The sequence below is a fragment of the Maridesulfovibrio sp. genome, from assembly GCF_963676065.1.
In the GTDB taxonomy this organism is placed as follows: Bacteria; Desulfobacterota; Desulfovibrionia; order Desulfovibrionales; family Desulfovibrionaceae; genus Maridesulfovibrio.
On sequence record NZ_OY780933.1, the window covers coordinates 1,352,831 to 1,373,234 of the forward strand.

The following is a 20,404-nucleotide window of genomic DNA, read 5'->3' on the forward strand; positions in this document are numbered from 1 at the left end:
TCTTTATTTACTAAATGGAGTTGATCGCGCAGGGTAATAAGCCTGCTGTTTTCTGTGTCGGAGCCAGACCTGAAACATTTGAGGATCTTTTTTTGCCATATTTTGGAAAATGAAAAGCGAAGCGACCCAGAACACAACTCCGGTAATCCCTGAAATAATCGTTGTTCCCCCAACTCCCAGAACAATGGCGATGAGAGCGGACACCATAACCAGTTCTCTATCTCCGCCCATGACGAGAATTTTTCTGTTTAGGGATTCATGAATTACGACTGTTCTCACAGAACTGCTCCAGTAAATGTCCAGGTGTTTTCAACTAGAGTAGAACCGAAAACTACGATGCAGATGGCAAGCACCACACCAAGCAGCAATTTTATCGGGCCGGTCATATCATCGTGGCGAAAGATCAAAGTCAGGCCGACACCTACGATTCCTCCTATCGACATGTATTTACCGACGGGGCCGGTAAAGATGCCTACAAAGGTTTCAAACGGTGTGTTGAAGTCCGTGATGGATGTTGAAGCCTGCGCATAGTCAGGAATGAGCATCATGCCGGCTAAAGCCAACATCAGAAGTTTGTTAGTTCTTTTCATTGTAGATGTACTCCAGAATATATGTTTGGTTCAGAGCGTCGTATCCGCAAACAGAGGCTACTTCCGAAACGGTTCGCCCTGTCTTGGTGCGGCGAATAAAAATTACAAAGTCCACAGCCGATCCGATTAGATGTGGCATAGGTGACGTGGAAGCTTCCGAGATAAGCTGTTCAATGCGCAGGAGTCCTTCTGCCGCAGAGTTGGCGTGAACGGTAGCCACGCCCCCCGGGTGTCCTGTGTTCCAGCTTTTTAGTAGATCAAGTGCTTCTCCTCCTCGAACCTCACCGACTAGTATCCGGTCCGGGCGAAGCCTCATTGTCGCCCGGACCAATGTCTGGATGGTGGTGCTGTGAGTGGATCGCAAGAGAAGAGTGTTGCGTGATTGGCTTTGGAGTTCAGCCGTATCTTCGATGATGATCAGCCTATCTACCGGGGCAAGTTCTGAAATGGATTTGATAATTCCGTTGACCAGTGTGGTCTTGCCTGAGCCGGTGCCGCCGACCACCACAATGTTTTTTTTCTGAGCTATGGCAGCCTTTATTGCGAACATTACCTCAGGAGTCATGATATTTGCTTCAATATATTGTTCCAAGGTAAAGATATGGCTAGCTTTCTTCCTGATAGTGAAAGAGGCCGCTTGCACAACAGGAGGGAACAGCCCTTCAAAACGGCCTCCATTAAGCGGAGCCGCTTTGGGAAGTTCTCCTTCGACAATAGGTGATTCCTTGTTGACGATTATATCGAGGGCACTTGCGACTAGTGAGACGATCATAGCCGTCTGAACGGAGGGGATCTGCCCCATTTCCTTCATCTCTTCGCCAATCTTTTCAATCCAGAGTTTCCCGTCGGGGTTAACCATGATTTCCACAACCCGCTCATCTTCCAGAGCTGAAACAATATTACTCCCCATGTTATGGAGCATATTGTTTACAAGACGGTCTTCCATCGTAAGTTCTTCCATTATGCCCCCCACACAATTACTGAGATTGAAACTGCTATGGAAAGGCCAAATAAGACGCCGGCAAGGACAGCCAATCCTCTCATCGAGCCAAGGAAGTTATTCATCTGTCCCTGATGTTCATTGATGACGCTCAGGCAGTTTTCAATGTTTGCTTTGACGGCCTTACTCAAGAGGCTGTTGGTTGATTTGCGCACCTCCAGAGCAAAAGAGGAACCATGCTCTTCCATGTCTTTAGAGAGCTGCTGCTTGTGATTTTGCAGCAGCCGGTCATACTCATCCAAGGCGGCGCGATGCATGGTCACTGCAACGAGGATAGGGTCATCCTCATCGAGCAGCAGATTGTGCTCTTTTGCAATGAGATCGCGCACGCCCTGAATGGTGAGGGGGGCATTATTGGGAACTTGCTCAGACATAGCTGGTCCTTACATTCCGCAGGTCACGAGTTCTGTTTTCATTTCATTCCAGAACATTTTCAGACGCTGCCTGGTCATTATCGGCAGATCGCTATCCTGGGCTTCCTGAAAGGTTATTTTTGAGGTGAGCAGGTTTTCGAGATCCTTGCCGAACGTCTCTTTCTTTTTCTGGGGAATGCGGACCAGTGCTGCCAGACGGTCGACATTGTTTTGGTAGACTTTGAATTCTTCAAAACTTTTACCTTTCATGACGATTTGTCCGAAAAAACGGTTCAACCAGACGTAAATGGGTACTTCAAATGTATTGATAATGGAGCGTAGCCCGTTCAAGGTGTCGGGAAGGGCTTGTCCCCCTGTAATTACGGAATGAATATTGACTTGGTGGCCGCTTTCATAAAGAAGCCCCAGAACATCATTGTCAGCCAGATAGCTTGCCAGCGGAACGAAAGTGGCGGCTCCGTTGTCGATTACCATTTCAGAGTCATCGGGCAGGGCCATCATAAGTTCAACGAGCTGATCAAAGCGTCTGGAGTCAATGTCGTTGTCATTCATAATATCCAGAGCGGTGACGTTGAATTTTTTGTAGCCGGCAAAAGTCGCATTTACGGGGTCTGTGTCTACGCAGCAGACGTCCTTTCCGGATTCCAGAAAATGCTGGGTAAGAATGCTGGCGACCAAGCTTTTACCTACGCCGCCTTTTCCTTGAAGAATCATGTTGATTGTAGCCATAGTTTCACTCCTTGTATTTGTTCTCAGACCAGATCTGTTTCAAGATCTTCCTGAGTCACTTTTTTCTTGAAAGAAAATTTTGAATCATTATCAGACTGCCCTGCATGAGGACCGTCTCCACGGAGGGGTACAGGGAGTGCGGAGACGGTCCTTACAGCAGGAGTGCCTGTTATGGCCGGGGATGAGTTGCGAGATCTTAAGCTTTGCCCTGTATATGGATCGAAACGGCAGAAGTGGATGTATGTCATGGAAACTTTGCCTTCTCCATGAAGCTGCTCGTAAATGGCTTTTTTCGTGTAGCCTTGCTTAGTGAGTTCGCGAATTGTTTTTAGATTTGCTAAGAACTCTACGCGTGCGAAACCTTTATTCTTCTGGCTCATTTGGCTGCTCTTCTTTATCAAAAATATCGGGGCGTAATTCGTGCAAAGGGATGCCCAGTACCTTATTGTATTTGTATGCGGCTTCAGCGGATATTTTCCTGTCGCCACTGCAGTGACGAGAGACCATATCGCGGCCATAACCGATCTTCCTTCCTACTTCAGCGTACGACATTTGTTTTTCATGAATGGTTTGCTTAAGCTTGTTCATGGGACTTTGTTGTCATGTGCCAACAAAATAGTCAACATAAAATAGGGGTGTGACAACAAAAAAATATATAGCTTATATTTTATGAATAAAAAGTATGACCCCGAAGCTGCTAGAATATGGGGTGTTATCTTAAAGAGTATTAGAGAGTTGAGAAGCACTGGTGCTACCCTTGACGAAATAGGCAAGACGCTAGGAGTTGGTAGGGATACTGTGTCTCGCTGGCTGCGTGAGGAGCGTGGTGGAGAAAGGACTCCTGTTGCTGATGTTCTTAGGTATATGGGTGCATTGTCTATCCATCCGAAAGAGATTTTCGGTGAAGCTGCATATCCTCCTCCGTCTGCAATGGATTTGCATGTTGCCAAGATATTGAAAGGTACCGCTGAAGCTCAAGCCTGGTCTTACTCTGAGCTGGCTGAATCTTCCGATTTGGACTCGGATGAGTTGGTGAATGCACTTGAGGGAAATAGCTCCTTTTCTGCTGAATTGCTTTACAAACTTTGTAAAACTCTTTCTCAGGATTTGTCTGCTATCATTGAGCGTGCCGCTAAGTTGTCTGAGAACTCAACCGAAGTTGTGGCGCGTAAAAGAATCGCTAGTTAGGCGAGGCCTTTTCAGGGTAAAAGATAATATTCTTTGGGTAAGTTTTTAAAATTTTGCTCAAAATGTTGACATATGACAACACGAAGTAGTATTGGTAGGCCTAGACAAATTACATCTATATTAATCTAGGTATTCACTATGGCAACAATTAATTGGGAACGACCATTAACGGAACATGAGACCGCATTTAAAGATATGCTGATTGCTGGGCTTCCCCCTGTGATCGCACGGCATGATGTGGATAAATATACCGGAGGCTGGCTGTCTCCAAAGACCTTGCGAAATGATGATAGCAGGATGGTTGGCCCACGAAGCCATTTCAAGAGCGGTAAGAAAATTCTCTATCGAAGCACAGATCTTGTGGAATACGGGATTCGGCGGTTTGGAGTTATTGAGAAGGAAATTTTGTTATAGCACTCCTCAGTAACCTGGTTGCGGTTAAAAGTTGTTGCTTATTGTCTGGCTCGGCTCAAAACCCATTTTCTCGGATTCGTCGTGCTTGTTTTTTATTTTTCCAGCCTCAATAAGGTTAATCGTTTTTTCAAGCCATTGCTTGTGTCTTAGAAGATAATCTTGTGCTCTCACAAGTTCTGCCTTTTTGTTATGTAGCATCCGTGTGGCATCTTTATAAAAAAATCCTCCTGAAAAACGTTTATTCCAGGCTTTGACGACAATGTTGTAACAATCAGTAGTGATGATTTGGTCAATTGTGGTGGTTATTTTTACTCCCTGTGGGGGGTACTGAAAATAAGCTATGCGTCCAATTTTAAATATTTTTTTTAAATTAGATCCTGAATTAATTGGTTTGGCTAATTTTAGCTCATTAAAATATTCTCTAACTCTTTTTTCTTTGGTGTCATTAACAGTGGTTTTGAATCTAAGATAGTGAATGGATTTATCGCCATTGTTTGAAAGAGTAATATGAACATTAATAGATCTTGCGTAATTACCTACTTTGTCCTTTATGGGGGTTTCTGAGGTTTTTAACTTGATTTTTTTTGCATAGTTCTTTGAAACAGTAATAATTGCCTGTGCATCTTCGATTTTATTTTCTTGTTTTTTTATGTCGCTGATGCTGGATTTTGTTTTAACGAGTTTTTGCTGGAGCTGGGTGATTTTTTTGCTTCGCCATTCAGTTTCTTCTTTTGCCTTATTGGTTTGGTATGTTTTTTTTAATACTGTTGCACGTTTTCGCAAGTCATCAAAAGTGTAACCATCTAATGAGTTAAGGTTGTTTAAATATGTTTTGTTACCCCATTGAGCGTTCTGTTCACAAAGTGTGTAAACATCTTGCAATGAACAACCTAATCTCATTGAAGATTGGGCAGTTAGAGTGATGTCTGTTTCGCTTTTTCCGTTGGTTAGAATTAAGCTGAAGTACTTAGCCAACTCCTTTCTGTTGTCAGGATTAAGGCTGTCGAGCATTTTAATTATTGAGTCTCGGAAGTTTTTGTCCGAATCAGTTTCAATCTTTGGAGAACCGAAAAAGGCACAGCATAGGAATACAATAAATATAATGGGGAGAAATCTTTTCATGTCAGCTCCTTGGATGGTGAGATTGAAGCTGTCTAGTTATATTTTTTATATTCGTTGATCAAGTACGCATGAGGCGAGAACAGAATGAAATGCTTTATACATATAAAATCAAAGCTGCCACTTTGGTATCTTCTGGGAAATATTGCTTGGTGGCTAATCCTTTTTCCTGTCTGTATATACTATGCTATTGATTTTAATGGGTTTGACTCTTGGTTGGTCGCTGTACTTCTGGCCGCGTTGATTCCTATCGTTTCGTTGATAGGTTTTGTCAATTGGATTGATGAAGGTTTAGATAGAGGGTTTGGGACTGGCGACACCATATATGAATATAAAATTCAAAATTTAAAATTTCATTTGCGTTGGCGTAGACGCAAATAAGACTCCAAATTATAAAAATGGAACCTGTTTTTAGCATAATCTTACGCCAGCACAGATTCACGGCTCTAAAAATATCTGTGTTTTCAGCTTTTCTTTTTGATGAGCTGGCCAGTGATGATCTTTACCGAGTTCTAGTCGGGCGGTCATGGGTCGGCGGTAAAAGACAGCAAGCTTCCTTTTATACTTACCCAGAAGTGATGGCTATGGTTGAAAGGTTGAGTGCTGAAGCTTTGGATCTTCCTTTAATTCAAGAAGTTTCTCCCGCAACTTTTCCCCAAAGAACAAGAGTAAGAGTTCATTTTGAAGATGACTTGAAGTCCTCTGAATTGTCTTTTACCTGCTCAACTCCTTTTCAGGATGAGAACAAGAATTGGTGTTCGTATGTAAGAGGTGTCCGGGAACCTGTGAAGCTTTGTAATTTGGAGCTGGTAGGTAATGAGGCAGATCCGGGGCCAAAGAGGAAAGATAGATGTCAGGAGGTATAAATATGATCAAAGTGTTTTGTGGACAGATGCGCAATCCCCTTCAACATGCACAGGGCCGGATGGTTCAGGCTTTTGAGGCACTGGATAAAATCGAGACTGAAGGCACTTCCTTTGAAGAGCGCATGCAGCTGATAGAACAGCTTAAGAACGATTTGGAGACAATCCAGATGGACATGGAGCGGGCTAAACTGCTGTTTTAAGGAGACACGCCGTGTCGAGTAACGAGGAGCTGCCCCGGTAACACGGTCCTTTGTGAGTCTCTTCGGCTATTAAGTAAACCTTCGGTTCTAAGGGGCTGAAATCTATGTGGACCTTAAAGACAAAACATTATCAACCCTACTACCCCCGCTGAACCGGGGGGAATTATACGAATTGAGCACGTTTAAACCGCAACTGGTGCTGTTCGTGCCATAAACTAAATTTCCATAAAGGAGGCGAAGAGTGGTGAAGATTATGAATGACGAGTTGCGAAGTCTATGTGACAATCTTACCTGTGCTTATTGGGGTAATTTACCATAGAATATGATTTGTATTAGTTCCTTGAACCAAATTTTTGCGTATTTCAAAGCCTTGCCAAAGTGAATGTGTTTTTACCATTTTCCTTTGACTTGTACATAGAAATATCCGCTAAATGGATGAGTTCTTCTAAATTTCGCGACATGTCGGGAAATACGGCAATGCCTATGCTGGCGCCTATATTCACGCTCCCACCTTCAATTTCGATAGGAAGGGCGAGGCTGTCTGTAATCTTTTTCGCAACAAAAATGGCATCTGCAGCAGACTCTATTTCAGTTAAAACAATTGCGAACTCATCACCTCCGAGCCTAGCTACCGTATCTGTCTTTCTAACCAAAGATTTTAGTAATTTGCTGAATTTAATCAACAAAGAATCTCCTGAAACGTGCCCCAAATCGTCATTAATTTTTTTAAACCCATCAAGATCAATATACAGAAGGCCCAAACGACGGCCGTATCTTTCCGCTAAATCAAGTCCCGTTTCCAAGCGGTCATAAAATAACTTTCTATTTGCCAGCCCTGTCAAACCGTCATGCAAGGCCAGAGAGATAAGTCTACTTTGATAAATTTTTCGCTTCGTGATAGCTAACGCCAAAAACCAAGCAACTGTAGTAGTAAATAAAAAAAGACCAGTTCCAAGAAATAAAAGCTTCATTCGCAAGACAGAGGATATGCCCGATATTACCGAATGGGGGATAAAGGTCAATAACACCCAATAGTTGTTAACTTCGGCAGAATTCGGGCTTAAAGATCTCTTAAAAGGGTAAGTTTTAACGAATGTAAACATTCCATTATCTGTGTGCAGCTGCCCAATTTCTCTATTTACCATCTGCTGCCACTCGAGTGGATATTTATTGGGAAAAGTATGATTTTCGCGCCCTGGAACAACAAAACCCCAATCTTTCTCACTATCCCCGCTTACCAACCAATAACCGTCATTATTAACAAGCATTGGAATCGCCATATCTGACCTAAAAGCATTGACTATCTCAGTAATCATTTCTCGAGCATCATAATTTATTATGATATACCCTTGCTTCAAATTGTTCGAGTCAAAAATTGGCGTCGAAAATCGAATCATCGGTTTAAAAGGGCGTTCAATTTTTCCATTCTCAATGTTTAAGTCCATAGGAGAAACATATACTTCATGAATTTTTAATCTTTCCGATGCCTTTAAGTAATATCGGCTTGATTTATCCTGTAAGTTCATACTAGGACTTATAAAATGTTTCCCTTGATTATTATCAATTCGTATCTTTTCTACACCATTAACATCAATAAATCTGATTTGGGCATAATTATCTTTATGAGAGGCCATTTCTAAATATTCACTTGCAACCTTTCTAAGAAAATGAGGTTTCTTAACATTAAAGTACTCTTTAATTTCGTTTTGATTAGCTAAAAAGAGCAAATCACTGGTAACATCATCAAATTCATGCGCTATTACCTTCTCTTTAGTTGTGACAGAGGCCGCTTGATCATCTTTAATTACAGATATTTCTGTAGTTAGTTGAGACTGATAATAGATTGCGACTAGACCTCCAGCAGTACAACCAAAAAATAAAAATAAAAATAAAAAAAGTATGATTGATTTCTTTACTGCTTCTTTTTCATCTATCGTAATTATTATTGAGTTCATTATCATTACATTTCTTAACAGGCTAAAGCACAGACAATTGATCCCATAAAAAATTAGAATCTTAAAAACAACTATTTTCAACAAAACTTAAAAATTTATATATATTATAATCTTTTAATTTAGAAAATTCAAGCTCCTATAGACAGGAGCATACTTACATACTTTAGACCACTCTTTGCAATTTTTAAGACGACGTTCCTGTTTCCAGCTTTTCTCTGTAATAACTGTCTCAGCTATTTTAAAAAGTTGGATCATTTTCCGTACGTACACCGCGACAGACTTAGACGGAGCAACGACTAAATTCGCGCAGGTCACTGAATATTGAACTCATCGTATCTGTTAGCTTCTTCTTAGCAAAATACTGTCTGCGTCTATCCCAAGAGGAAGTTACCCGGGAATCCCCCATTTGTAGATGACTTGAAAAAGTGATTACGGTGTAACTAATGGCGTTTCAATTTTCATCGCTTTATTTTGCATCATTTAATTCGCTTTTTCTGTATAAATACAGCCTTTATTGTGCACGTTCAGTCTCACCTATTTGAATTATTGACTCCAAACTCATCATACTTTATAATAAATAAAAAAACTAGAGCTCAAAATGATAATCACTCTTTTTAAAAAAATAGACAAAACATTTTTCATCTTTTTGCTTCTAAAGCTTATCGTAATGCCTGCTCATGCTCAGTTTGAACAAGGATTATGTAATAATGGTACTGTGTACGTCCCTGCATATTCTCATGTTTATTATGGTAATAGACAATCTGAATTCATGCTTACAGTCACTTTGAGTGTAAGAAATACTGACCTTCAAAATAAAATATCTATCACCTCTGTAGACTACTATGACAACAACGGAAAACTCATTAAAAAATACTTGAAATCTTCTCGTTCGCTGGATCCATTAGAATCCTTCCATATTACCATTCCAGAGAAAGATGTGACAGGAGGATTTGGAGCAAATTTTCTTGTGAAATGGGAGTCTAGACAACAGATAAATAGTCCTTTGATGGAGTCAGTTATGATAGGGACAGCTTCAAGTCAGGGTGTTTCTTTTGTGTCCAGAGGGCGAGAAATAAATCCATAGATCATACCTTGTATGAAATATTCATATGTAGTGGTTCGTACTTAACGTGCCAGTCCGGCCTTTTTACTGGGAGATCGGACACTAAACGATTTTGCCCTCGCCCATAAACCACCCTCAGAAGGCCAGATTTCTCTATATTTGACCGGTACAGAATAATGGAAGACCTCAACTGTTTCAAACAGTAAATTTTAGATCAAGTCGGAAATCTTACAATTCATGAGGCTAATTGATATAAATTCTAAATTAACTTCACTAAACAATATATATCAACTGTCAAAACCTTTTTTCTTTTTTATCCCAATGTTTTTTTATATCTAAAATTGAATTTTTGATAGAGAGAAAAAGTTTAACAAAGTTTGGATCAAAATGTCCTCTGCTATCAGCAATATATTCAAAAGCTCTCTCAGGACGCCATGCTTTTTTGTAAGGCCGAGCCATAGTCAGAGCATCAAAAACATCAGCCAGTGCCACTATTCTCGCTGAAGCAGGAATCTCTTCTTCACTAAGTCTTTTGGGATATCCATTCCCATCCCACCGCTCATGATGAAATAAAGCTATCTCAGATGCTAAAACAAAAACAGGCGCATTGCTTAAAGAAAGAATTTTATGCCCAATAGTTGTATGTTTGCGCATAATTAACCATTCTTTATCCGTTAATTTACCAGGTTTCTTCAAAATCTCATCTGGAACACCTATCTTTCCTGTATCGTGCATTGGGGCTGCTAGTAATAAATCGTCTTGTTCATCAACACTCCAATTCAATGTTTGGGCAATAGCTTTCGCATATGAAGCCATACGCCAAATATGAACCCCTGTATCATCATCATTATAGTGGCCAGCATGCCCTAACATATAAATTGCATCTTTTTGACCTTTACTAATTAATGCTACTTGCTGTTCTACTTTTTTTTCACATGCAAATTGTTGGTCTGCTAGCTCAAGGTGAGTGCTTAGTCGAGCTAAAACAATCGAGGGTGACACAGGTTTTGTAATATAATCAACTCCACCGACTTCAAACCCTTTAGTCTCATCCTCAACTCCAATCATTGCAGTTACGAAAATCACAGGTATCTTGCTTGTAGAGGGATCAGCTTTTAAAATACGACAAACTTTATAGCCATCCATACCTGGCATCATTATATCCAAAAGAATGATGTCCGGAACTGGAGCAGTCTTTGCTACAGCTATAGCTTTTTCTCCGTTTGTAGCAGCCTTTATTGTGTATTCATTACCAAGTATTCCGTGCAGTACACCAATATTTTCAGGTTTGTCATCAACAACGAGAACTACTTTCTTTGGCTTCATTTATGATCCCTCGCATCAAGATACTCAACATAACTAATACACCGTTAAATTTGATGAATATCCACTTCATCTTCATTAATCAAAAGTATCGAACAAGTTAATATATTAACACATCAGGATCAATGTATTTGATTTCATGATTTTAAATAATTCTACTCATTTTTGTCCAAAAATACCACGTAAATCTAATTATCCTGAATATCCATCAATAAATTAACTGTTAATAATCATTTTCCACAATGAAAACGCCAAAGTGGGACAATCTCTCACATCTACCCAAATAATATTTTCATTTTTATCATCTCCCAAAAATTCTTGCAAAAGATTAATACAATAGGTCAGGCCAAATTTTTTTACAAATTTCTTTAACCATATAAGTTATCTCTTTTATTACCAGATACTTATTTTTAAAAACACTAAAATTACGATAGATTAATTTAGGCCAATTTTTTATTTATCCTGCCATCCACATTACTGGCTCTAGGTAACTCACTATAGCTCTTAATTGATTTATAAAATCATTTTAAATAATCTAAACTTATAGTGTTAGAGAGATGTCCATCATATCAGCAATAAGACTTTCGCCTTAAAAAATATTCAAATTTAACCATCTTTAATATATTTTGTTTTCCTAAAATCACTAATTTTTTCTATGTCGCCTGTGTGTATCCAATTAATGATCTCTTTAACTGTCGCTTTGATTTTGTCTCGAATAGCCCTTGTTTTTTCAATTTTTTCTTTCTCAGTCCCTTCTAACTTTGCAGGGTCATCAAAGGGGATATGCAAACGACGCGACATTCCGGGAAATACCGGACACATATCGTCCATAGATTCATCACAAACTGTAATTATATAGGTAAAAGTTCTTCCTTTCTTAAATAAGTCAAAAGATGATTGGGTAACTTTATTCGATAAATCAACCCCTTCTTCCCTCATGACTTTAACGACTAAAGGATTGATAACAGTAGGTTTAAACCCCGCACTTTCAACTTGAAATTCACCTTTCCCGAATTGCTTAAGGTAAGCTTCAGCAATTTGACTGCGTGCACTATTATTAGCACACATAAAAAGAATTTTTTCCATTCTAGGGCTCCTTTTAAATAAAAAATAAAAACACCAGGTCGCTTGCGACATAAAAATTACCTTATAAATAAAGGAATCATTAGAATTTTCTTTACAATTGAATTACGGTTATGTGTTTATGTGAAATGAAGAAAAGATTTTGGGCGCTATCCCTATAGCTTACTGAGAGTTTGCCTGCTCTCAACTATAGGGATAGCTATGTGGGAGTGATATCTATATTAGTTAAACTTAACACTTAACATGACATACACCGGCAACAGTTTTAATGGCTTTCGGGAAGTATTTGCGTTTTAAATACAGTGCCACGTGTACTAAAGCGATGAGTACAGGAACTTCAACGAGTGGGCCAATTACTGCTGCAAAAGCTTCTCCAGAATTAATACCAAATACGGCGATTGCGACAGCTATAGCGAGTTCAAAATTGTTAGACGCGGCTGTGAAACTGAGTGTTGTGGCCTGTTCATACGTCGCATCAGCTTTATAAGACAAGTAAAAGGACACAAGGAACATTAGTAAGAAATAAATACTTAAAGGAATCGCAATACGTATGACATCGAACGGGAGTTGGATTACCTTCTCCCCCTTTAGAGAAAACATGACCAGAATTGTGAAAAGTAGAAATACGAGTGTTAAAGGACTAATACGTGGAATGAATTTTTTTTCATACCACTCTTGGCCTTTGAGCTTAAGGCCTATATAGCGTGTTAGCAACCCTGCAATGAATGGAATCCCCAAGTAGATAAAAACACTCTCAGAGATTTGCCCGATTGCTATCTCCACAGTGACCCCCTGAAGTCCGAACCACCCTGGAAGAACTGTAATAAATATATAAGCGTACGCAGAGAAAAATATAACTTGGAAAATTGAATTGAATGCAACCAATCCGGCACAATATTCTGTATCTCCCTTGGCCAAGTCATTCCAGACAATAACCATGGCGATACAGCGAGCGAGCCCAATAAGTATCAGCCCTACCATGTACTCATGTTGTCCAGACAGAAAGGTTATGGCGAGCCCGAACATAAGGATAGGACCAATGATCCAGTTCTGTATCAAAGATAACGCCAGAACCTTAAAATTTCTGAAGACCTGCCCTAGTTGCTCGTACTTAACTTTGGCTAGCGGTGGGTACATCATCAGGATTAAGCCGATTGCAATAGGAACATTAGTAGTGCCTACTTGGAAGGAATTAATAACATTTTTTATATTAGGATAATAATACCCACTGCCAACACCCGCGAACATCGCCAAAAAAATCCAAAGTGTTAGATACCGATCTAGAAACGATAATTTTTTTACAAGAGATTCAGACATAATTACTCCTCAGTGATAGTTAATCGCACTCCTCAGTGTGTTTAGTCTTGAGAAAATTCAGAAGATTCTGATAATCCTTTATTGGTTGCTTAATTTGAGACAAATCATTTCGCAGCATGGTCAAAATACGAGCCTGAATCGGATTAATAGGTTTTCCCAGCTGATAATATATCCATTTACCTTTCCGTTTACTTACTACCCATCCTGTTTTTTTTAAGATCGACATGTGCCTCGAAACTTTTGACTGCGGCAAATGTAATGCTTCCATGAGATCGCATACACAGAGTTCCCCATGTCCAAGAAGGCTAATTAATCGTAGTCTAGTTGAATCGGAAAGGGCTTTCAAACGTTCTGCTAAATAATCCATGATCTAGCTATGTATCTGCTTATGCGGATATGTCAATGTGAGATTCATATAAAATTCATCTAAGCATAATGTCCATGTTTTTGGCACATAGAGGTCTTTCCCTATGTGTAACTAAACAAAAACATAGAAATTTGAATTTCTGAGGGGCTCTACAGGTAAGTAGCAAAATTATTTAACGACTGAGAGCACAGACGAATGTCATTGCACTCCTTGCGTCATGTTTCAATTTTTTTTGAGCATCTAATACATACAAGCGTATATTAAATGGGGTCCCTATTCTTTGGGGTCCTGAAGAATAGCGGCTATGCAGACATTCTCAATTTCTGTACCGGAATAATGCCGCCAATGCTGATATTGGGACATTTATTGTTATATGGCCAGAACAGTTTGGCCGCGTACCTGCACTCATTTTGCCATCCAAACCTGCAGTACAAATGCATCGCCAAACGTTGAAAACTACGCTGTTTATAATCTCTTCTCACAATCAAGATACATGTTTTGTATGGAAAAAATGACACACACCTGTTTTCTTGCTCTCGGTCGTGATGCTTCGCGCCATCCCGTACGTCAGCTCAGGCAGCGTGATCTCCGAGTCTTTGCTAGGTGATAGTTTTATGTAAGCTTATGGTCGCTATATCTTTGAGCTGTCATTTCGGCAGCCCCTGCTTTTTCCTCAGTTTCTCGAAAAAAATTTGAGCAATTCCCCTGGAGAAACTTTTTCTAAATTGTCTGAGACACAATCAGGACTCGGACAATAGCCGCTACTTTTCAGGCCCCCTAAGAATGGGGGGACTACCATTGCAGAGAAGCGACAATCCTTTGAACAATAAACAGATTTATTGCTGTACTTAACCCTATGTGCCTGATGCTCAGAACCTTTAAAGACAGATATGTTTGTTGCTATGATTTAAAGGTTTTGTTTTACATCCAATGCATTTAGGATAGAGTTTGTTGTAGCCATAGCTGTGTCGAAGTCATATACTCTAAGGGCGTTTATTGTGTCATGTAGTTGGGATGCAAATATTGAACTAGGATTCGCTGCTTGTATTTTTTCTGCTAAATCGACAGATTCTGCATTGTTGCCTTCGATTAGAGCAGAAAGTTCTATTAATTTTTCATAGATTGATTTCGCGTTAAGATTGATACTATCTGACGCTTTACCGTGCGAGTTCTCATTTAAAAAATCTCTGATGGTATCAAAAGTGGAGTCTAGAGTAGCTTTACTTTTCTTTATGAAAAAATCGATTTCTTTGTCTGAATTTTTTATCAAAGCTTTTTCGAGCTCGACAAGAATTGAATAGAGAGCTGTAGCCCCTATATTGCCAGATACACCCTTAAGAGAGTGTACAGCATGAAGTGCCACATCATTACTTTTACTAGCAATAGCTTCGTCTACGTTACTCAATGTGTCACTATAATTGTCTCGAAATTGTTTAAGCAATCTTAGGTAAGTGTCTCTTTTGCCAGCAACTCTTTTCAGTCCTTGTCGCGTATTTAGTAGCTTGATCTTGTTAGTTTCAACTTCTACTGATCCTAAGGCGTGAGCTGTGTCTTGCACGAGATGGTGGGCACTAGGGATAATCCATCGTATCAAAGTTCCATAGAGGACATCAGGGTCAATAGGTTTCGTTATGTGGTCGGTCATACCACTTTCAATACTTTTTTCTTTATCTCCAATCATAGCATGAGCTGTCATTGCAATGATTGGTAGATTTCTAAATCGCTTGTCCTTTCGAATAATTTTTGTAGCTTCCAACCCACCCATTATTGGCATTTGCAAGTCCATAAGTATTGCGTCATATTCAAACTCTTCTAGTAAGTCTAAAGCTTCTGCCCCATTGCTTGCTAGATAAACAGAGATCTGAACTGCTTCGAGTAACTCTTTCGCTACTTCTTGATTTAAAACGTTGTCTTCAACAACAAGTATTTTAGCACCTGCAAGTAATTCTTTTTCTATAATTTGATCTTTTTCTAAGGTGGAGACTGATGCATGGTAAAGATTGGGCTTACCTAGTTTTTGCAGCGTTGCATCATATAAGGACGATTGTGATATCGGCTTAGTGAGATCAAAGCTAGTACTTTCATCAAGCATGTATTTACTTGGGAAAGCAGTGATTGTAATAACCGTTAAATTTTGAGTTCTATGGTCTGAGGAGACTATGTGTAATGTCTCTGGTCCGTCATTGTCTGGTAAGTCCAGGCTAAGCAAAAGTATATCGAAATGTTTGCCACTGGTTGAATCGAAAAGCATTTCCATTCCTTCATTCCGAGATGAGGAGAATTCTGGCGAGAAGCCACACTGAAGAAATGTTTGTTCGTATATAGGCCAGTACAATTCATTGTTGTCGATTATTAATATCTTACTACCATCTAGTCCTTCTAATCTTTTAACCGGTTCATAAGAGAAAAAATCGTCGCTTGCTAGCTCTAATTCTATAGAGAAGAAAAATTGACTTCCTTCTCCAGGGGTGCTTTTCAATTGAAGTTTACCACCCATCAGCTGAATCAAATTTTTGCAAATAGCTAATCCTAGTCCAGTCCCTCCATATTTGCGCGTAGTGGAAGCATCAACCTGGCTAAAGGGTTTAAATAGCTCTTGCTGAGCTTCATATGGAATTCCAATGCCTGTATCAGCAATTGAGAATGTATATTTTTTATTTTTTTTATCTACGGGAACAGTTTCAATTTTAATGAGAATATGGCCTTCTTTTGTGAACTTGATTGCATTGGAGATTAGGTTGGTAAAAACTTGCGATAATCGGAGGGGGTCACCAATAACACACCGAGGTATGTTAAGATCAATATCAAATATGATCTCAAGTCCTTTCTCTTCAGCTTTATCCCGAAGTACTGCAATGGTGTTGGTCAGTAACGTATCAAGATCAAAGGCTTTCATCTCTATTTGAATTTTCTCTGCCTCAATTTTTGAAAAGTCTAATATGTCGTTAATAATTTCAAGAAGGGATGTTGCCGCAGATTGTATTTTGAGGACTTGCGATTTTTGTTTGGAAGTGAGTTCAGAATTGACTAAAATATGGCTCATCCCTATGACAGCATTCATTGGTGTTCGGATTTCATGGCTCATGTTAGCCAAAAAACGACTCTTAGCCACAGTGGCTGCTTCTGCGATGTCTTTTGCTTCTTTCAACTCAAATGTGATTCTTTTTTGTTCTGCTATGTCTCTTACCACAGCTACAAAACGAGGAGGCAGGTTGTTCTCATGAACGTACTGCAGCAAGATATGTACAGGCTTAAATAGTCCAGTTTTGGTCTCGTGCATTGTTTCAAAAGATAAATTATTTTCATCTCCTGTAACAAGTGGGTCGACCATGTTTTTAAAGCGATCTATAGAAAGTTCAGGATTAATGTCAGTAATTCTTAGTGAAAGCATTTCTTCTCTTGTATACTCAAGTTGTGCTGTTGCTCCTTGGTTAACATAGGTGAATAGAAGTGAACTAGGGTCGAAAATGAATACAGCATCATTAATTTGATCTAATGTCGTTTTGAATTCGATAAGAGCTTGGCTTACTCTCTTCCGTTCAGTAATATCACTCTCGACAGCTATAAACTTGTTTACAATGCCGTCTTGATCCTTAATCGGTTGTATGTCCATGTCAACCCAATAGGGACGGCATGTTTTACTGTAGTTAAGAATCTCAACAGTTATGCCTTCTCCTTTACGTAGAGCTTCATTGACAATGTCTACAGTCTGTGAGTCAGTATTATCCCCTTGAAGTAAATCTCCCGGTTTTTTACCTACCAGTTCTTCGATTGAATACCCTGAGATGTCACTAAATGCTTGGTTTATCCATTCAACATATCCTTCTCTGTCCGTGATTACGATCCCATTTGTTGTTTTCTGAGCAACTTTAGCTAGTAGGTCAGCTTCAGATTCCAGTTGTTTAAAGGACGTGACATCACGTCCTTCTGCTATGAGGTAAATAATATTGTCTTGTTCATCGTAGCTTGGAGTGATGGAAAAATCGATAGTATGCTTAGCGTTTTTTGTGTCATTATAAGTGATCTCCATTCGGACAAATTCTCCAGATGAGGCTTTTTCCACAGCTTTGCGGATATCTACAGTTTTATTTGGCTCCTGCCACCAGTCCCCGTCCCAAAAAAAATCACCAATAAGTTGATTGGACACTAATTGTATGAGCTTGAGGGATGCTTTATTTGCTTCTAATATGCGACCATCTGGTGAAAGAACCCACATTAACTGAAAGCTTTGATCAAATAGGCTTCGAAATTTTTGCTCACTATTTTTTAAGGTATCCTCTATGCGTTTTCGTTCCATGACATGCCCAAGATGGTGACCGACATATTTAGCCATATCCAAAAGAGAATGATCTGGTTTTAGTATATTTTCAGAATAGAATTCAAGGACAGCCATAACAGCATTATCCTTGAAAAGAGGGAAAGCAAAAGCAGCTCGAACATTTACCTCCTCAAGAGCTTTGGAACGAGAGAAGTCTTTGTCTCGAGTTACGTTTTCAATCCAAAGAGGCTGGCGTCTCTTGTATACTCTACCTGGAAGACCTTGTCCTGAAACAAAAGAGCTTTGTCGAGTTAATGATATAAATCGTTCAAAACGATTTGGGTTGGAGATACTCCATATATTGGTTGGAAGTAATCTGTCTTCAAGAGTGCTGTAAGTAAACACATGGCCTACAGGCCAGCCTGTAAATTGACAAACAAGTCTCAATGTCTCTTCAAATGCGTCATCAACCGACTGAGAAGTATTGGCAATGCTAGCGATATCTACCAGAAGGTTGGAAAGCTTTTCCCGTCTGTCAAGGTTGATCAGAGAGGTTTCTAACTCCTCTGTTCTGGTTTTAACTCGTTGCTCTAAATCTTCATTTAGAGCGATAATATCTTGTTGTGCAGATTTCCAGTCAGTAATGTCCCGAACCACTCCAACGGCCCACCAGTGTGAATCAATTTGAACGGCATTAATGTGTAATTCTGCAGGGAAGTTACTGCCGTCTTTGCGTTTTGCTACAACTTCTCTTTTTACCCCGATGATTGGACCTTTGCCCGTTTTCGCGAATTGAGCCAGTCCATGCCCCGATGCTATTAAATCTTCTTCTCCGGCAATGAAGTTATGAATATTTTTCCCAAGTACTTCATGGGCGTAAAACCCAAAAATTCTTTCGGCAGCCTTGTTCCAAAAAAGAGCTCGCCCAGACGAGTCTGTCATGATGATAGCATCAAGGACGGTTTCAGTAATTGCTGTTAATTGTCTTTCCTTTCTTTCCACTTCATTTCTAAATTTAAGGCGTTTGATTCTATAGTCTGCCAAAATAAAAGATAAGACCGTACTGAGTAATAAAATGAGCAGCAATAAAAGCGGAAAGACTCCCCACCAACCTGCATGCAATTCTTTTTCTGGTACGATAGAAATGATGATCCAATTTTCATCATTAAATACTTTGTCATGTGGAAAACGGTGATTTTTCTGAATATCAGTTATAGCTACTGTCGCATATGAGAATAAGCCGTAGTCTGTATGAATTTGTCCATCATTATTCTCAGTTATTCTATTCCAAACTAATGGAAAATCTAAGGGCATAGAGGTCGTAATGGAAGTTTCCAACATGAATAGCCATTCATTCTTCGGGTTTGGGTTTTTTAGCCACTGCCCATCTTCGTTTATTAAATAAATATCACCATTCGAATTGAAGTTGATTTTCTCTAGTTGTTCAAGAAGTTGTCCCCCCTTAACATTCATGACAACTACACCGATAGTAGTGCCATCCGATTTTTTTATTGGGCTTGATAATCGTATGACAGGGTTATATGGTTGCTCGATTTCTCCATTTTCGATGTTTAAATCAAAACGTGATATATAAATCCCTTTTGCGGTTTCTAAAGCCCTATGGAAATAGGGACGTTTGCTTTTGTTTTGCAGCTCTTCTTTAGATACTGTGACGACTCTGCCATCGCGGGTTCTATTTATCCTCACTCGTTCCATCCCTGAAGCGTCCAAGAAGCGTATTTGATCATATAATGGATTATTCTTAGCTATCAAAAGGAAAACGGTTTCAATACTGGCTACAAAACTATCAAAACTTACAGCATTTTGAATTCTTATGTCCAATACGTCAGAAGTAGTTGCTATGTCCGTTAAGTATGTTGCCAAAGTTGCTTCGAAAAGGCGTTTTTCACTCATTACGATATTTTTTTCTTCTAATTTGACTGCTTTGGTATATGCAATATCTTGCTGTACTCCAAGTATTGCAGCGATTCCCACAAGAAAAAAAGAAGTAGGAACCAGAAAGAAAAGGAACGTCTTGTTTCTAGAGATTTCTTTAATTTGAATCATTTTGTACTCGTTGGTTTTAAGCAGACAAAGGTAATATGGTGAAGATCTATGCTGAAAAATCTGTTTAGCTTAGATACCCAAAAGTGTGTAGACTCTTTTTTACCTGATAAAAGTAGTTATCAAATAATAAAATGTTCTACAAGGTAGGAGGAGATATATGGAAGGTCTTACTTGGCACAATATTGGTTTTTAATTGTCTAAGGGAGAACTGATAGGAATGGAGAAAACATGAAAGGTACTACGTTTAATCTAATATTTTTTTATGCTTTAGGTTTAGGCGCCTACAAATGATGTAAGCCGGAGTTAAGGTTGTTAGCTTGGAATGTGTGTGCCAATTTTGTCCAGCTGGGAGTTAATATTACAAAACGGAACATGATAAATATGGTCAATTCTGCATGGATGTTGATAGTATGCGCACTCTTGAGGTTTGCTCGGTTCAAAATATTAGAAGGTTTTTGTTACATAAATAAATTTCACTATGCGTAAAGAAA

At 39.3% G+C, this 20,404-nt stretch carries 19 protein-coding genes; 5 read left to right on the plus strand and 14 right to left on the minus strand.

Going from position 1 to position 20,404, the window contains the following annotated elements; genetic code table 11:
- Positions 1-3: 3 nt before the first annotated feature.
- Genes trbD through ACKU35_RS06065 form a run of 7 tightly spaced genes read right to left on the minus strand, consistent with a single transcriptional unit; the run spans position 4 to position 3,245 of the window.
- The gene (gene trbD, locus ACKU35_RS06035) at positions 4-279 is read right to left on the minus strand and encodes a conjugal transfer protein TrbD (protein ID WP_319764098.1); all 276 of its coding nucleotides are present in this window, start codon (positions 277-279) and stop codon (positions 4-6) included.
- Positions 276-590 (minus strand): TrbC/VirB2 family protein, encoded by a 315-nt coding sequence (locus tag ACKU35_RS06040; RefSeq protein WP_319764100.1) that lies wholly within the window; start codon positions 588-590, stop codon positions 276-278. The genes trbD and ACKU35_RS06040 overlap by 4 nt, the downstream gene beginning before the upstream one ends.
- On the minus strand, positions 577-1,551 hold the full coding sequence (gene trbB, locus ACKU35_RS06045; protein WP_319764102.1) for a P-type conjugative transfer ATPase TrbB: 975 nt from the start codon (positions 1,549-1,551) through the stop codon (positions 577-579). The genes ACKU35_RS06040 and trbB overlap by 14 nt, the downstream gene beginning before the upstream one ends.
- Positions 1,551-1,964 carry a hypothetical protein gene (locus tag ACKU35_RS06050; protein ID WP_319764104.1) on the minus strand — a complete coding sequence of 138 codons (414 nt, stop codon included), beginning with the start codon at positions 1,962-1,964 and terminating at the stop codon, positions 1,551-1,553. The genes trbB and ACKU35_RS06050 overlap by 1 nt, the downstream gene beginning before the upstream one ends.
- Before the next feature lie 9 nt (positions 1,965-1,973).
- On the minus strand, positions 1,974-2,693 hold the full coding sequence (locus ACKU35_RS06055) for a conjugal transfer protein TraL (protein WP_319764107.1): 720 nt from the start codon (positions 2,691-2,693) through the stop codon (positions 1,974-1,976).
- 23 nt (positions 2,694-2,716) lie between these two features.
- A complete protein-coding gene (locus ACKU35_RS06060) occupies positions 2,717-3,073 on the minus strand; it encodes a TraK family protein (RefSeq protein WP_319764109.1) in 357 nt (118 codons plus the stop codon).
- Positions 3,057-3,245 (minus strand): helix-turn-helix transcriptional regulator, encoded by a 189-nt coding sequence (locus ACKU35_RS06065; RefSeq protein WP_319764111.1) that lies wholly within the window; start codon positions 3,243-3,245, stop codon positions 3,057-3,059. Before ACKU35_RS06065 ends, ACKU35_RS06060 begins: the two co-directional genes overlap by 17 nt.
- Positions 3,246-3,428: 183 nt before the next feature.
- Here ACKU35_RS06065 and ACKU35_RS06070 point away from each other — a divergent pair, with 183 nt between their 5' ends.
- Positions 3,429-3,881, plus strand: a complete 453-nt coding sequence (locus tag ACKU35_RS06070; protein WP_319764113.1) for a hypothetical protein — start codon at positions 3,429-3,431, stop codon at positions 3,879-3,881.
- A gap of 138 nt (positions 3,882-4,019) precedes the next feature.
- Positions 4,020-4,295: a hypothetical protein gene (locus ACKU35_RS06075; RefSeq protein ID WP_319764114.1), complete on the plus strand. Its 276-nt coding sequence runs from the start codon at positions 4,020-4,022 to the stop codon at positions 4,293-4,295.
- A gap of 24 nt (positions 4,296-4,319) precedes the next feature.
- On the opposite strand, the gene ACKU35_RS06080 is transcribed toward ACKU35_RS06075, so the two are convergent.
- Complete coding sequence (locus ACKU35_RS06080) at positions 4,320-5,417, minus strand: hypothetical protein (RefSeq protein WP_319764116.1); 1,098 nt, start codon at positions 5,415-5,417, stop codon at positions 4,320-4,322.
- 455 nt (positions 5,418-5,872) lie between these two features.
- On the opposite strand from ACKU35_RS06080, the gene ACKU35_RS06085 reads away from it, so the two are divergent.
- Both ACKU35_RS06085 and ACKU35_RS06090 read left to right on the plus strand, forming a co-directional pair.
- Positions 5,873-6,280 carry a hypothetical protein gene (locus ACKU35_RS06085; protein ID WP_319764118.1) on the plus strand — a complete coding sequence of 136 codons (408 nt, stop codon included), beginning with the start codon at positions 5,873-5,875 and terminating at the stop codon, positions 6,278-6,280.
- Between the two features lie 2 nt (positions 6,281-6,282).
- Complete coding sequence (locus ACKU35_RS06090; RefSeq protein WP_319764120.1) at positions 6,283-6,480, plus strand: hypothetical protein; 198 nt, start codon at positions 6,283-6,285, stop codon at positions 6,478-6,480.
- A 362-nt stretch (positions 6,481-6,842) separates the two neighbouring features.
- Here ACKU35_RS06090 and ACKU35_RS06095 read toward each other — a convergent pair whose 3' ends face one another.
- Complete coding sequence (locus ACKU35_RS06095) at positions 6,843-8,435, minus strand: diguanylate cyclase domain-containing protein (RefSeq protein WP_319764122.1); 1,593 nt, start codon at positions 8,433-8,435, stop codon at positions 6,843-6,845.
- A 598-nt stretch (positions 8,436-9,033) separates the two neighbouring features.
- Here ACKU35_RS06095 and ACKU35_RS06100 point away from each other — a divergent pair.
- Positions 9,034-9,519: a DUF3124 domain-containing protein gene (locus tag ACKU35_RS06100; protein ID WP_319764124.1), complete on the plus strand. Its 486-nt coding sequence runs from the start codon at positions 9,034-9,036 to the stop codon at positions 9,517-9,519.
- 273 nt (positions 9,520-9,792) lie between these two features.
- On the opposite strand, the gene ACKU35_RS06105 is transcribed toward ACKU35_RS06100, so the two are convergent.
- From ACKU35_RS06105 to ACKU35_RS06125, 5 genes are all read right to left on the minus strand, one after another.
- Positions 9,793-10,824 (minus strand): HD domain-containing phosphohydrolase, encoded by a 1,032-nt coding sequence (locus ACKU35_RS06105; RefSeq protein WP_319764126.1) that lies wholly within the window; start codon positions 10,822-10,824, stop codon positions 9,793-9,795.
- Positions 10,825-11,427: 603 nt separating this feature from the next.
- Positions 11,428-11,907 (minus strand): arsenate reductase ArsC, encoded by a 480-nt coding sequence (locus ACKU35_RS06110; protein WP_319764128.1) that lies wholly within the window; start codon positions 11,905-11,907, stop codon positions 11,428-11,430.
- 228 nt (positions 11,908-12,135) lie between these two features.
- Positions 12,136-13,221, minus strand: coding sequence for an ACR3 family arsenite efflux transporter (arsB, locus tag ACKU35_RS06115; RefSeq protein ID WP_319764130.1), 1,086 nt, complete (start codon positions 13,219-13,221; stop codon positions 12,136-12,138).
- A gap of 19 nt (positions 13,222-13,240) precedes the next feature.
- Positions 13,241-13,588 (minus strand): metalloregulator ArsR/SmtB family transcription factor, encoded by a 348-nt coding sequence (locus tag ACKU35_RS06120; RefSeq protein ID WP_319764132.1) that lies wholly within the window; start codon positions 13,586-13,588, stop codon positions 13,241-13,243.
- Between the two features lie 907 nt (positions 13,589-14,495).
- Positions 14,496-19,913: a PAS domain S-box protein gene (locus ACKU35_RS06125; RefSeq protein ID WP_319764135.1), complete on the minus strand. Its 5,418-nt coding sequence runs from the start codon at positions 19,911-19,913 to the stop codon at positions 14,496-14,498.
- Positions 19,914-20,404: the final 491 nt, after the last annotated feature.